This window comes from Pseudomonas sp. PDM16, assembly GCF_014851865.1.
Lineage (GTDB): Bacteria > Pseudomonadota > Gammaproteobacteria > Pseudomonadales > Pseudomonadaceae > Aquipseudomonas.
In genome coordinates, this window is sequence record NZ_JACVAM010000004.1 from 159662 (window position 1) to 172440 (window position 12779).

The following is a 12779-nucleotide window of genomic DNA, read 5'->3' on the forward strand; positions in this document are numbered from 1 at the left end:
CCGTTTTTCCGCTTTCCAGGCCGCCCTCATGCAGCATCCCGCCGAACACTCGCCGTTGGGCAAGTCCAGCGAATACGTTTCCCAGTACGCTCCCGAGCTGCTGTTCCCCATCTCCCGCACCACCAAGTGGGCCGAGCTGGGGCTGACAGCCAGCACCTTGCCCTATCAGGGCATGGACTACTGGAACTGCTACGAGCTGTCCTGGCTGACCCCGAGCGGCAAGCCGGTGGTGGCCATTGGTGAGTTCGCCATTGCGGCCGACTCGCCGAACATCATCGAGTCCAAGTCGTTCAAGCTTTACCTCAACTCGCTGAACCAGACCGCCTACGCCGACCGTGCCGAGGTTGAGGCGGTGCTGGCGCGCGACCTGTCGGCCTGCGCTGGTGCGCCGGTGGCGGTGCGTGTGCGTGGCCTGGACGAGGTGGCCGCCGAGGGTGTGGCCGCGCTGGCGGGACGTTGCGTCGATGAGCTGGAGATTGCGGTCAGCGACTACGCCCATCCGCGCCCGGAGCTGCTGCGTCGTGGCGATGAAGTGGTTGAAGAGACCCTCTACAGCCACCTGCTGAAATCCAACTGCCCGGTCACCGGTCAGCCGGACTGGGGCACTCTGGTAATCGACTACCGCGCTCCGCAGCTGGATGCCGCCAGCCTGCTGGCTTATGTGGTGAGCTTCCGTCAGCACCAGGATTTCCACGAACAGTGCGTGGAGCGGGTATTCCTCGACCTGCAGCGCCTGCTCAAGCCGGAGAAGCTGACCGTCTATGCGCGCTATGTGCGTCGCGGCGGGCTGGACATCAACCCTTACCGCAGCACCGAGTCGATCAAGCCGGGCAACCTCCGACTGGTGCGCCAGTAAACGGACTCGCCGGAACGGTTAATCGCCCCGATACTCGCAGCCGCTGGTGCAGGTTTCATGTACACGTATGCGCGACAGCTCTGGCAGGGCGGGTTTGAGTTCCCGCCATATCCACATGGCCAGATTCTCGCTGGTCGGATTTTCCAACCCGGGAATATCGTTCAGGTAGTGGTGGTCTAGCCGCTCGTACAGTGGGCGAAATATCGCTTTGATCTCGCCGAAGTCTCGAATCCAGCCGGTATGCGGATCTACTTCACCCTCGATGTAAATGACGACCCGGAACGAGTGGCCGTGCAGTCGGCCGCATTTGTGCCCGGCTGGGACATTGGGAAGCAGATGAGCGGACTCGAAGGTAAATTCTTTGAACAGTTCCACGGGTGTTTTCACATAGCTGGATAGGAGGAGAGGCCTGGGACCGCGGATACGGTGCTTGCGGTGCTCCCAATTGGCCGGCCATTGTACCTGCCAGTGAGCGAGCGCTCTGCATGGGAATAAAAAGCCCAGAAAACGAAAAGCCCGACCGAAGTCGGGCAATCCGTTGTGATGGGGTTCACCCAAGTAGTGAACGCCAGAATATGTGAAGAGAATGTGAAAAGTCTGGGTATTTTGACCATCGGGACAGAACCGGCGGTCAGAGCGGCTGGAGGTGTTCGGCCATTCTCCCTCCGTCAACCAGAGCGAGAAATTCGTCTCCGAGGCGCTGGCTTTCGGCCATAGCCTTGCGCCAGTAGCGCTCCCGCCCGGCATCGTCACCCAGGTAACGCTTGAAGTCGGTGCGATCCGGCAACTTTCCATGGGGCAAGCCGGCGAGGTATTCGCGGGAGGGGGCTAGCAGCAGTACGTCCTGAAGGCGCTCGCTGTCACCACGCCGCCAAGGCAGGCTCTTGTCGAACCAGCCGGGAACCACTCGGTCGGTGAAGTGCGGATACAGCACCACGCCATCGCTCAGATAGGGCAGATCCAGGTGGTAGTCGAGCAAGCCACCATCGCGATAGGCGCCCGGCTCCAGGCCGGGAATCTCGCGAATCGCTTCCATTACCATGGGAATCGAACCGGAGGCGAGCAACGCGTGGCGCAGGTTGCCCTCGGCCAGGGTATGGAAATATGAGCGGAAATCGTTAAGTGCAGCCAATGGCGGTGCGAGACGGGCGTCGTGCAGGATGACGCGGTCGAAGTGGCGACCGAGGCGGCTGCGGCTCAGCAAGTTGTTGCCGATTACCGAGGAGAGCCCCAGGCCCAGCTTGCCGCGATGGTCGTGCTGGAGGAGGCCGTGGCTGCGCACTACCACGATGTTCAATCGATAAAGAGGGTTATTCAGAACGGTAGCGTCCTGACCTTCGAGCAGATCGTCGAGCAGTTGCACACAGCTACGGGACACCTCAGCCATGGTCACGCCCTTGGCGAAACGCTGGCTGGTATACAGTTCACCGAGCCGTTTGATGCCGGTGCAGGCATCGGGCAGGCAGGCACTGGCGAAGCGCCAGGAGCCGATGGACGCACCGATCAGGGTGCGCTCGCGTGGAGCGCGTGGCAGCCAGTCACCGAACAGCGCCAGATCCAGTCCCTGGATGCCCAGGCCTTTCGGGCCTCCAGCCGCGCCTGGCAGTATGCCGACGTCTGCTGGTTTCAGGCCCTGTTCTCGGATGCGCGCCAGTGCTCGCTTGCCGGCGCGGATGCTGAGCGCGGGGGATTTGATATGGATGGCGGTCATGCTCGGTTCCTCGCTGCAAGCCGGCGATTATAGTGGCGTGGTCCCGCAGGCCAAGCGGCTTCAGGACGTGAATGACGTGACAGTTGTGAGCTGCAGCCGACATCGTGAGAATTCAGCTTGAATTAAGTCGGCTTGGATATCTTGGGCACCGTAGACAAACAGACACCCCCGAGGAGAACACCATGAACAAGCTGACCAGCCTTTTTGCCATCGCCGCTCTAGCCGCCACCGCTGGCGTTGCTCAGGCCCGTGACCTGGGACCGGACGAGGCGCTGAAACTGCGCGATGCCGGTACCATCCAGAGCTTCGAGAAGCTCAACGCAGCAGCCCTGGCCAAGTACCCCGGCGGTAAGGTCGAGGATACCGAACTCGAGCAGGAACATGGCCGCTACATCTATCAGGTCGAAGTGCGTGATGCCCAAGGCGTGCAGTGGGACCTGGAACTGGACGCCACCAACGGCCAGATCCTGAAAGAACACCGAGATGACTGATGAAACTGGTTGCACGCTATAGCGGCATCGTTGCCCTAGTCTTGGCGGTGCTTGCGCTCAATGCGCAGGCACGCGACCTGGATCAGGACGAAGCGCTGAAGTTACGCCGCGAGGGTGTGATTCAGCCGCTGGAAAAACTGATGGAGCAGGCCCTGGGGCGATACCCCGGGGCCGTGCTGCTGGAGGCTGAGCTGGAAGACGATGACGATGTGCTGGTCTACGAGGTCGAGCTATTGACCTCTGACGGCACGGTTCGCGAGCTGGAACTGGATGCCCGCGATGGCCGCATCCTCAAGGATGAAGTGGAGGACTGATGCGTCTGTTGTTGGTGGAAGACCATGTGCCCCTGGCCGATGAGCTGATTGCCGGCCTAACCCGCCAGGGCTATGCCGTGGACTGGTTGGCGGATGGCCGCGATGCTGTCTACCAGGGGGCCAGCGAGCCCTATGACCTGATCGTTCTCGACCTCGGCCTACCGGGTAAGCCGGGGCTCGAAGTGTTGCGCGAATGGCGGGCGGGTGGCCTGGCCACGCCGGTGCTTATTCTCACTGCACGCGGCTCCTGGGCTGAACGCATCGACGGCCTCAAGGCGGGTGCTGACGACTACCTGACCAAACCTTTCCACCCGGAAGAGCTCGCTCTGCGCATCCAGGCGCTACTGCGTCGTTCTCACGGGTTAGCCAACCAGCCGCAACTGGAGGCTGCGGGCCTGCAGTTGGACGAAGGACGGCAGTGTGTTAGTAGGGATGGCAAGGAGATTGAGCTGACCTCCGCAGAGTTCCGTCTATTGCGCTACTTCATGCTGCATCCGGGGCAGATCCTGTCGAAGGGGCACCTGGCCGAGCATCTGTACGACGGCGAGAGCGAGCGCGACTCGAATGTACTGGAGGTTCACGTCAACCGACTGCGCGGCAAGCTGGGGCGCGAAGTGATAGAAACCCGGCGTGGCCAGGGCTACCGCTACGCTGGGGTGAATGCTTGAGGTCGATTCAGCGGCGACTCAGCCTGGGGCTGGCTGGTGTACTGGTCCTGGTGGGGCTGATCCTGGCGCAGAGCAGCCTGTGGCTGTTCGACCACAGCCTGCGCAGCTACCTGAAAGACGACCTGAAGGATGAAACCCAGACCTTATTGATCGCCCTCGTTCGTGGGCAGAACGGCATACAGCTGGACGAGCGTCGTCTGGATCCGACCTTCCAGCGGCCATTCTCCGGCCACTATTTCCGTATCGATTTCGCTGAAGAGACCTGGCGTTCCCGCTCTCTGTGGGACCGTGATCTCCAGCATCCGCCTGCCGAAGGGTTGCAGGATGGCTTGGGCGACGGCCCGCGAGGGCAGCGTCTGCTGGTGTATCGCGGCGATTACCGGCGGTTCGGCCATTCGTTCACCATTAGCGTGGCGCAGGACTACACACCGATTCTGCAGAGTTTTCGCCGTTTGCAGTGGCTGGGCCTCGGCCTGGGTGGTGTGGCCCTGCTACTGATCCTGCTGGCCCAGCGTTATACGGTGCGCGCAGCATTGCGCCCGCTGGAGCGGGTGCGCGGGCAGATCGCCCAGTTGCAGCAGGGCCAGCGCAGCGAGCTCGACACCCGCGTGCCGCAGGAACTGGAGCCTCTGGTGGGGCAGGTCAACCACCTACTTAGCCACACAGAAGACACGCTCAGGCGTTCGCGCAACGCGCTGGGCAATCTTGGCCATGCCCTCAAAACGCCGCTGGCAGTGCTGGTCAGCCTGAGCGAGCGTGATGATCTGCGCGACCAGCCAGAGTTGCAGGCGACCCTGCGTGAGCAATTGGCGCAGATCCAGCAGCGACTGGAGCGCGAGCTGGGGCGTGCGCGGCTGGCCGGCGAGGCGCTGCCTGGTGCGCACTTCGATTGTGCTGCCGAGCTGCCCGGGCTGCTCTCCACCCTTGGCATGATCCACAGCCATGGCCTCAGGCTGGAGTGGCAGGCCGAGCCCGGCCTGTGTCTGCCGTGGGACCGGGAGGATCTACTGGAGCTGCTAGGCAACCTGTTGGACAACGCCTGCAAGTGGGCCGATGCGGAGGTACGCCTGAGCCTGGCGAAGGACGATGACGGCTATCGCCTGTGGGTCGATGATGACGGCCCAGGCATCGCGCCCGAACGGCGCGACGAGGTCATGGGGCGTGGCACTCGCCTGGACGAACAGGTGGCCGGTCATGGCCTCGGGCTGGGTATCGTGCGCGATATCGTCGATGCCTGGGGCGGCACCCTGGGTTTGGGCGACAGCCCGCTGGGCGGGCTGCGGGTGGAGATTCGCCTGCCCAAGCGGCGCTGATCACATGCCGTTGGTGAAGGACGGGTTGCTCAGGTCGATGCTTGCGCGTACCGGCTTCAATGCCTCGGCGTACTTGCCAAGGATGTCCAGGGCGTAATCGGCACGCTTGCGGATGCGCAGATCATCTTCACTGGCGGCTTCACCTTCATTCAGCACCGCCTCGACATGGCGCACGATCAGGTGTTCCGGCAGGTAGCCGATGCGGCAGTTCTTGTAGCCCGAGGCGCGCAGCTCGCTGATGGGGTAGGTGCCACCGATGCCCGATGAGACACCCACCAGCAGCGCTGGCTTGTGCGCCAGCTCGGCTTTGCTCGCATAGAGGAAGAAGTTCTTCACCGCCGGGCAGGCCATGCCGTTCCATTCTGGGGCGATCACTACCAGCGCATCGGCGGCGGCCAGTTGTTGCTGGTATTCGGCCCAGGGGCCCTTGTCGTCGGCCGGCCACAGGGGCAGGGCGCGTTCGCCGAGGTCGATCAGGCTGCTCTGCTCGCTGTGGGTCAGGCCCAGTTCGATCAGGCGCTGGCGCAGATAGCGGGCGACCTTGGCGGATTGGCTACCGTTGCGGCTGGAGCCGGCGATCAGGGCGATATTGAGCATGTGCAGAGTCTCTTGAGAATGATTGCGCGCAGGCTACCGGCCGCTCTAGGGCGGGGCAAGTAAACGAGCGCCAGGATGGCTGGCGGATGGCGCCAAGCAAAACGCCCGGCAGGCCGGGCGTGGTCATGCAGTTTGGGCTCAGACGCGGAACTGGTCCATCAGGCCCTGCTGGTGGTTGGCCAGGCTGTTGAGTGTCTGGCTGACCCGCGCAGATTCATCGGCCTGGCCGGACAGCGCCTCGGTCACGTCGCGAATCGCCGCCACGTTACGATTGACCTCTTCGGCCACCGCGCTCTGCTCTTCGGCGGCTGAGGCGATCTGCAGATTCATGTCGTTGATCACGGTGACGGAGTCGCCGATACGGCGTAGAGAAGTTACCGCCTGCTCGACCAGCTGCACGCTGCTCTGAGCCTGTCTGTGGCTGCTGTGCATGGAGCCGACCACGTCGCGGGTGCCGTTCTGCAGGTTCTCGATCACCTGACGGATTTCCTCCACCGAATCCTGGGTACGCTTGGCCAGGTTGCGCACCTCGTCGGCGACCACGGCGAAGCCGCGACCTGCCTCGCCAGCGCGGGCCGCTTCGATCGCTGCGTTGAGTGCCAGCAAGTTGGTCTGGTCGGCGATGGCGCGGATCACTTCCAGCACCGAACCGATTTGCTCGCTGCTGCTGGCCAGGGCTTCGACTTCGGCCATGGCCGAGTTGAGCTCGCTGGCCAACTGTTCGATGGACAGTGTGGTGCGGTCGATCATCGCCAGGCCTTCACGTGCGGCGGCATCGGCACCTCGTGCGGCATCGGCGGCGTGGGAGGCGTTATTGGCCACGTCGTGGGCAGTGGCGCTCATCTCCTGGGAGGCCGTGGCCACCTGGTCCACTTCGCGGAACTGCTGCTGCATGCCCGAGCTGGTCTGGCTGGCAATCGCTGCGGACTGGTCTGCGGTACTGCGAGCGTCCTGCACCGAGCGTTTCACATCGGCGATGATCGGCTGCAATTTGTCGAGGAAACGGTTGAACCAGCTGGCCAGCTCGCCCAGTTCGTCCTGCTTGGCGTAGTCCAGGCGGCGAGTCAGGTCGCCTTCACCGCTGGCGATGTTCTTCAGCATGCTGGCAACACCGAGGATCGGGCGGGTGACGCCGAGAGCGGTCAGCCACATCAGGGCGATGCCGGCGAGGATAGCAATCAGAGCCAGCACCACCGAGAAGGAGGTGTCGCTGGTACGGCGCTCATCCAGCTGTTTTTCCAGTGCCAGCGCCGGCCCTAGCAGGATGGACTTCGGTACTTCCAGCAGTACGCCCCAGGATTTGGCCTCGGGGATCGGCAGCAGCGGCTCGAAAACCCGAAGCTTGCCCTCCAGTTCGAGGAACTGGGATTGTCCGCCGCTGAGCATTTGGCTGATCTGGCCGCCCTGGTTGGGGAAGGCTGTGGTCAACGGTTTCCCCAGTTGGCCGGCATCGCGGCTGTGGCCGGCGAGAAGGCCCGCAGCGCTGATGATACTGACCTGGGCCTGACCATCGTACAGCTCACTGCTGGCCTTCTGGCTCAGTTGCTGCAAGCTTTCCAGGCTGATATCCAGGCCCAGTACGCCGATTACCTTGCCGTCCTGTTCCAGCGGGAAGGCGATGCTGGTCATCAGCACCTGCTTGTCGTTGACCTCGTCGAAGTACGGGTCCAGCACGCAGGCGCGGCGGGTCTCGCGTGGGCAGGTGTACCAGGCGTTATAGGGGGCACCGCTAGGGCCGCTGCTGGTGTCGCTCAACAGCTCCTCGCTCATCGCTTCCACCTCGAGTTGGCCAGGCGTGCTCTGTGACCAGTAAAGGGAGAAGCGTCCCTTGTCGTTGCCGCCGAGCTCGTCCATGCCGACGAATAGCTCGTCCTTGCCGTCCAGTGCATTGGGCTCGAACACCACGTAGAGGCCAAGCAGGCTGGGGTTGGCATCGAGCGCCGAGCGCACCTGGCGGGTCAGGTCCTCGCGCAGGTCGAAGGCGTCGAGGAAGCGTTTCTCGGCCTGGTCCTTGAGGAACAGCACTTGGCGCGAGAAGCCCTTGCCGTATTGGTAGGCATCCATGAAGTAGCGCTGGATGCGCAGGCTCTGCAACTCGCCGCGGGCGGCCATGCGTAGGCGGGCGGACTCCTCCAGCATCTCGGCGCTGGATTGCTTGACCAGTACGGCGCTGTGGGTGGATTGGTACAGCGCCGCTCCCATCAGCAGGGTCACGATGGTCAACAGGCAGAGGCCGGCGAGGAGGGTGATCTTCAACTGGATGGACAGGCGCGACAGCATGGGAGCGGGTCCTTGAGCGTGCAGACGACTGAACTCTGTATCGGTAGAGGGGCGGCGGTCTTGACCGCTCTCCGTCGATATCGAGCCACTGGGCATGGAGCAGAAGCAATAAACCAGACATGCAAGGCAAAATTATGCACGCAGTGATCAGGATATTGCACGCTTTGTGTTTTGACAGATCCTGATCGTTCGGGCAGAGTTCGGCGCTTTTTTGCAGGCGATTCCCACCGTCTGCGTATTTTCTGGAGTCTGTCTATGAACGCAGTGGTCGCCGCCGTCGGCATCATGCTGATTCTCAGCCTGTGCCGGGTGCACGTCGTGATTGCGCTGATCGCCGGTGCGCTGGCCGGTGGCATGATCGGCGGACTGGACTTGCAGGCCAGCCTCGCGGCCTTCAACAAGGGCCTGGGTGGCGGCGCCAACGTGGCGTTGTCCTACGCACTGCTTGGCGCGTTCGCCGTGGCCATCTCGAAGTCCGGCCTGGCTCATGCTCTGGCAGACCGGGCGCTAGCGCTGGTTGGCCGGCAACAGGAGCAGGGCGGCAATCAGGTCGGCTGGCTGCTGATCGGTCTGCTGCTGGTGGTATCGGTGTCGTCGCAGAACATCCTGCCGATCCATATCGCCTTCATTCCCTTGCTGGTTCCGCCGCTGCTGTACGTGATGGCGCGGCTGCGCATGGATCGCCGGCTGGTAGCCTGCGTCATCACCTTCGGCCTGATCACGCCCTACATCTTCCTGCCAGTGGGTTTCGGCAACATCTACCTGAACGAGATCCTGCTCGCCAGCGTGCGTAAAGGCGGGGTGGACACCGCCGGGGTCAGCGTCACGATGGCCATGCTGCTGCCGGCGCTGGGCATGCTCTGTGGCCTGTTGGTGGCGGTGTTCCTCAGCTATAGGGGCAAGCGCGACTACGACATCGAGCGCATCGAGCAGGTGGAGAAGGTGGCCGTGCAGTACAACCCCTACAGCCTGCTGGTGGCTGGCGTGGCGGTTGCTGCTGCGTTTGCCGTGCAGCTGTGGTTGGACTCGATGATCGTCGGTGCATTGGTTGGCTTCGTCATTTTCTCGTTGTCCGGTGTGGTGCGCTGGCGTGAATCGGACGACCTGTTCACCGAGGGTATGAAGATGATGGCCATGATGGGCTTCATCATGATCGCCGCTGACGGTTTCGCCGAGGTGATGCGCACTACGGGTGAGATCGACAGCCTGGTTGGATCTGCAGCCGGCTGGATCGACCACAGCCAGGCCATCGGCGCGTTGATGATGCTGCTGATCGGCTTGTTGGTGACTACTGGCATCGGTTCGTCCTTCTCCAGCGTGCCTATCGTCGCGGCCATATTCGTGCCGCTGTGCGTGCAGCTCGGTTTCAGCCCGCTGGCCATCGTTTGCATCGTCGGTACCGCCGGCGCGCTGGGCGACGCCGGCTCGCCGGTGTCCGACTCCACGCTGGGGCCTACCGCAGGCCTGAATGCCGACGGCCAACATGATCATATCTGGGACACCGTGGTACCGACCTTCCTGCACTACAACCTGCCGCTGCTGGCGTTTGGCTGGGCTGCTGCCATGCTTTTGTAATAGGACTCTGCTCGCAGGCTTCAGCTCAGAGCGGGGTTGCCGATACACAGGCAACCCCGTTCCGCTTTATGCGGTGTAGAACAAGAAGGATAGGGATCATGCGCCTGACGCTGAAAACCAAAGTACTGCTGCTGGCTCTGTTGCCGGTGATTCTTTTCGCTCTGGTGCTGAGCGGCGCTGCAGCAAAGATCCTGACCGACCTGGCGGTCGATGAAGTGGCACAGACTCGCGAGCGGTTGGTCGAGGAGAGCCGCCAGGAGCTGAAGAGCTATATGCAGATCGCCCTTGGCTCGGTGCAGACCTTGTATGACGGCGCCAGTCAGGGCGATACGGCCAGCCGCGAGCAGGCCATCACCATCCTCTCCAAGATCAAGTACGGCAAGGACGGCTATTTCTTCGGCCACGATTCGAGCGTGGTGCGGCTGTTCCGTGGCGACAGTCCGGTGGATGTCGGCAAGAGCCTGGCTGATCGCCGCGATCCCAACGGTGTCTACGTCAACCGCGAATTGGTGCGGGTAGCCAAGGACGGTTCCAACTATGTGGAATACAGCTCGCCGCTGCCGACCGACGAGAAAATCCTGGTGCCCAAGCTGGCCTATAGCTACTACCTGCCCAAGTGGGATCTGGCCTTGGGCACGGCGGTCAACCTGGACGGTGTCGAGGCCCAGGTGGCCGAGGTCGAGGCGGCCATCGACGAGCGCGTCGAAACCATACTCACCAGCATCCTGGTGATCGCCGCCGTGATGCTGGTGATCTTTGGCATCAGCGGTCTGGCTCTGAGCAACGCCTTCGTGCGCCCGCTGCAGCAGATCAAGGCCAACCTGGACGATATCGCCGCCGGTGAGGGTGACCTGACCCGGCGGCTGCCAGTGAATGGCGATGATGAGCTGGGCCAACTGGCCGGCTCGTTCAACCGCTTCGTCGAGAAAATCCACGGCCTGGTGCGGCAGATCGCCGAAATGACCACCCAGCTCACCGGCCTGGTTGGCGAGGTAGCGGCCCAGGCCCAGCGCTCCGAGCAGGCGATGGAGCGCCAGCGCCATGAGACGGATCAGGTGGCCACCGCGATCAACGAGATGTCCGCCGCGGCCCACGAAGTGGCCAAGAGCGCCCAGGGCGCCGCCGAGGCCGCGCAGCAGACCGATCGTGAAGGCCAGGCTGCCAAACAGGTAGTGGACGGCAGTATCACCCGCATCCATGCGCTGGTCGGCGATATTCGTAGTAGCGGCCAGTCGCTGGACAGCCTGCAGCAGGACGTACAGTCCATCGTCAGCGTGCTCGACGTGATCCGCTCCATCGCCGAGCAGACCAACCTGCTGGCGCTCAACGCGGCCATCGAGGCGGCTCGGGCCGGCGAGGCCGGGCGTGGCTTCGCGGTGGTTGCGGACGAGGTGCGCGCGCTTGCCAGCCGTACCCAGCAGAGCACCCAGGAAATCCAGGGCATGATCGACCGCCTGCAGCAGGGCACTCAATCGTCCGTCACCGCCATGCGCCGCTCCAGCGACGCTGGCGAGGACACCAGCACCCAAGCCAACCAGGCCGGCGCCTCGCTAGATGCCATCGCCGGCCTGATCGGTACCATCAACGCCATGAACGCGCAGATTGCCAGCGCCGCCGAGGAGCAGACTGCGGTGGCCGAGGAGATCAACCGAAGCGTGCACCAGATTGCCGTGGCGGTGGACAGTGTGGCGGATGAAACGCGCCATGGGGCTGCCACTGCGCGCAGCCTGTCCGATCTGGGTGATCGGCTGGGCAGCCTGGTTCGGCAGTTCCGTACCTGAAACTCTTGGGTCGAAGAAAGGCGCTGCGGCGCCTTTTTTCATGCGCGCGCGGTGCTAAATAGCCCGCACCAAGCGGCTCGGTTCGCGGACTAAACAGGAACACTCCTGTCAGGGCGCGCCCGATGCATTCAACCCGTATGGAACAGAAAGCTTTTCTCGCCCTATTGGTGCTGGTCACCCTGGGGTTTGGTTGGATACTCCTGCCGTTCTACGGCGCAGTGTTCTGGGCCGTGGTGCTGGCCGTGCTGTTTGGTCCGTTGCAGCGGCGCCTGGCCTTGCGCCTGGGCGGGCGTGGCAATCTGTCTGCGCTGCTCACACTGATCGTCTGCCTACTGGTGGCGGTGCTGCCGGTAATCATCATCACCCTGATGCTGGTCAACGAGGGCACGGCGGTGTATCAGCGCATCGAGTCTGGCGATCTTGATGTTGGTGCTTTCGTCGCCCAGGCCAGGGAAATGCTGCCGCAGATCCTGCAGCGCCAGCTTGATCGCCTCGGGCTAGCCAACTTCGACGGCCTGCGCGACAGAGTTGCCCAAGGGGCGTTGCAGGGCAGCCAGTTCATTGCGACCAAGGCATTCGATATCGGTCAGAACACCTTCCAGTTCCTGATCGGCTTCTTCGTCATGCTCTACCTGTTGTTCTTCTTCCTTCGCGACGGCCCGGAGCTGGTGCGGACGGTGCGCCACACGGTACCGCTGGCCGATAGGTTGAAGCGGCGCTTGCAGATCAAGTTCACCCGTGTGGTGCGGGCAACGGTGAAGGGCAATATTGCCGTGGCGATGGTGCAGGGCGCATTGGGTGGGCTGATATTCTGGGTGCTGGGCATCAGCAGCCCATTGTTGTGGGGCGTTCTGATGGCTCTCCTGTCGTTGCTGCCGGCGGTGGGCTGCGGGTTGGTCTGGGGCCCGGTGGCGATCTACCTGCTGGCGCGTGGGGAGATCATCCAGGGCGTGGTGCTGATACTGTTCGGCGTACTGGTGATCGGCCTGGTGGACAATATCCTGCGGCCAATTCTGGTGGGCAAGGACACTCGCATGCCGGACTATCTGGTGCTGATCTCAACGCTTGGCGGGCTGACTCTGTTCGGCCTCAACGGCTTCGTCATCGGCCCGCTGATCGCCGCGCTGTTCATTGCCAGCTGGGACCTGCACCGTAGCGGCAACGAAGGGCCGCGATTGCCCTGATGCACGCGT

Annotated in this window: 12 protein-coding genes and 1 pseudogene; 9 read left to right on the top strand and 4 right to left on the bottom strand. The window is 63.0% G+C overall.

Features of this window, described 5'->3' with window-relative positions:
* Positions 1 to 28: 28 nt before the first annotated feature.
* A complete protein-coding gene (gene queF / locus IB234_RS15625; RefSeq protein ID WP_192319485.1) occupies positions 29 to 856 on the top strand; it encodes an NADPH-dependent 7-cyano-7-deazaguanine reductase QueF in 828 nt (275 codons plus the stop codon).
* A gap of 18 nt (positions 857 to 874) precedes the next feature.
* Here the strand turns inward: queF and queD are convergent, their stop codons facing one another.
* The gene (queD, locus tag IB234_RS15630; protein ID WP_192319487.1) at positions 875 to 1231 is read right to left on the bottom strand and encodes a 6-carboxytetrahydropterin synthase QueD; all 357 of its coding nucleotides are present in this window, start codon (positions 1229 to 1231) and stop codon (positions 875 to 877) included.
* A 256-nt stretch (positions 1232 to 1487) separates the two neighbouring features.
* On the bottom strand, positions 1488 to 2567 hold the full coding sequence (locus IB234_RS15635) for a patatin-like phospholipase family protein (protein WP_192319489.1): 1080 nt from the start codon (positions 2565 to 2567) through the stop codon (positions 1488 to 1490).
* 182 nt (positions 2568 to 2749) lie between these two features.
* Between IB234_RS15635 and IB234_RS15640 the strand changes: the two genes are divergently transcribed.
* Genes IB234_RS15640 through IB234_RS15655 form a run of 4 tightly spaced genes read left to right on the top strand, consistent with a single transcriptional unit; the run spans position 2750 to position 5353 of the window.
* A complete protein-coding gene (locus tag IB234_RS15640; protein ID WP_192319491.1) occupies positions 2750 to 3058 on the top strand; it encodes a PepSY domain-containing protein in 309 nt (102 codons plus the stop codon).
* The gene (locus IB234_RS15645) at positions 3058 to 3372 is read left to right on the top strand and encodes a PepSY domain-containing protein (RefSeq protein WP_192319493.1); all 315 of its coding nucleotides are present in this window, start codon (positions 3058 to 3060) and stop codon (positions 3370 to 3372) included. Before IB234_RS15640 ends, IB234_RS15645 begins: the two co-directional genes overlap by 1 nt.
* Positions 3372 to 4040 (top strand): response regulator transcription factor, encoded by a 669-nt coding sequence (locus IB234_RS15650; RefSeq protein ID WP_192319496.1) that lies wholly within the window; start codon positions 3372 to 3374, stop codon positions 4038 to 4040. Before IB234_RS15645 ends, IB234_RS15650 begins: the two co-directional genes overlap by 1 nt.
* Complete coding sequence (locus tag IB234_RS15655) at positions 4037 to 5353, top strand: sensor histidine kinase (protein WP_192319498.1); 1317 nt, start codon at positions 4037 to 4039, stop codon at positions 5351 to 5353. The genes IB234_RS15650 and IB234_RS15655 overlap by 4 nt, the downstream gene beginning before the upstream one ends.
* Here IB234_RS15655 and IB234_RS15660 read toward each other — a convergent pair whose 3' ends face one another.
* Complete coding sequence (locus IB234_RS15660) at positions 5354 to 5950, bottom strand: NADPH-dependent FMN reductase (protein ID WP_192319500.1); 597 nt, start codon at positions 5948 to 5950, stop codon at positions 5354 to 5356. It abuts the gene before it with no gap.
* Between the two features lie 138 nt (positions 5951 to 6088).
* Positions 6089 to 8230 (bottom strand): methyl-accepting chemotaxis protein, encoded by a 2142-nt coding sequence (locus IB234_RS15665; protein ID WP_192319502.1) that lies wholly within the window; start codon positions 8228 to 8230, stop codon positions 6089 to 6091.
* A 255-nt stretch (positions 8231 to 8485) separates the two neighbouring features.
* On the opposite strand from IB234_RS15665, the gene IB234_RS15670 reads away from it, so the two are divergent.
* The 4 genes and pseudogenes from IB234_RS15670 (at position 8486) to IB234_RS15680 (ending at position 12770) form a co-directional block, all read left to right on the top strand.
* Positions 8486 to 9805, top strand: a complete 1320-nt coding sequence (locus IB234_RS15670) for a Na+/H+ antiporter family protein (protein ID WP_192319504.1) — start codon at positions 8486 to 8488, stop codon at positions 9803 to 9805.
* 98 nt (positions 9806 to 9903) lie between these two features.
* Positions 9904 to 10680: pseudogene (locus IB234_RS24430) on the top strand (cache domain-containing protein); the annotation flags it as partial.
* Between the two features lie 201 nt (positions 10681 to 10881).
* Positions 10882 to 11586: a methyl-accepting chemotaxis protein gene (locus IB234_RS24435; protein WP_412547926.1), complete on the top strand. Its 705-nt coding sequence runs from the start codon at positions 10882 to 10884 to the stop codon at positions 11584 to 11586.
* A 122-nt stretch (positions 11587 to 11708) separates the two neighbouring features.
* A complete protein-coding gene (locus IB234_RS15680) occupies positions 11709 to 12770 on the top strand; it encodes an AI-2E family transporter (RefSeq protein ID WP_192319506.1) in 1062 nt (353 codons plus the stop codon).
* Positions 12771 to 12779: the final 9 nt, after the last annotated feature.

Coding starts and splice junctions, on each gene's coding strand:
- queF (WP_192319485.1), top strand. CDS start 29: ATGCAGCATCCCGCCGAACACTCGCCGTTGGGCAAGTCCAGCGAATAC.
- IB234_RS15635 (WP_192319489.1), bottom strand. CDS start 2,567: ATGACCGCCATCCATATCAAATCCCCCGCGCTCAGCATCCGCGCCGGC.
- IB234_RS15640 (WP_192319491.1), top strand. CDS start 2,750: ATGAACAAGCTGACCAGCCTTTTTGCCATCGCCGCTCTAGCCGCCACC.
- IB234_RS15645 (WP_192319493.1), top strand. CDS start 3,058: ATGAAACTGGTTGCACGCTATAGCGGCATCGTTGCCCTAGTCTTGGCG.
- IB234_RS15650 (WP_192319496.1), top strand. CDS start 3,372: ATGCGTCTGTTGTTGGTGGAAGACCATGTGCCCCTGGCCGATGAGCTG.
- IB234_RS15660 (WP_192319500.1), bottom strand. CDS start 5,950: ATGCTCAATATCGCCCTGATCGCCGGCTCCAGCCGCAACGGTAGCCAA.
- IB234_RS15665 (WP_192319502.1), bottom strand. CDS start 8,230: ATGCTGTCGCGCCTGTCCATCCAGTTGAAGATCACCCTCCTCGCCGGC.
- IB234_RS15670 (WP_192319504.1), top strand. CDS start 8,486: ATGAACGCAGTGGTCGCCGCCGTCGGCATCATGCTGATTCTCAGCCTG.
- IB234_RS24435 (WP_412547926.1), top strand. CDS start 10,882: ATGTCCGCCGCGGCCCACGAAGTGGCCAAGAGCGCCCAGGGCGCCGCC.
- IB234_RS15680 (WP_192319506.1), top strand. CDS start 11,709: ATGCATTCAACCCGTATGGAACAGAAAGCTTTTCTCGCCCTATTGGTG.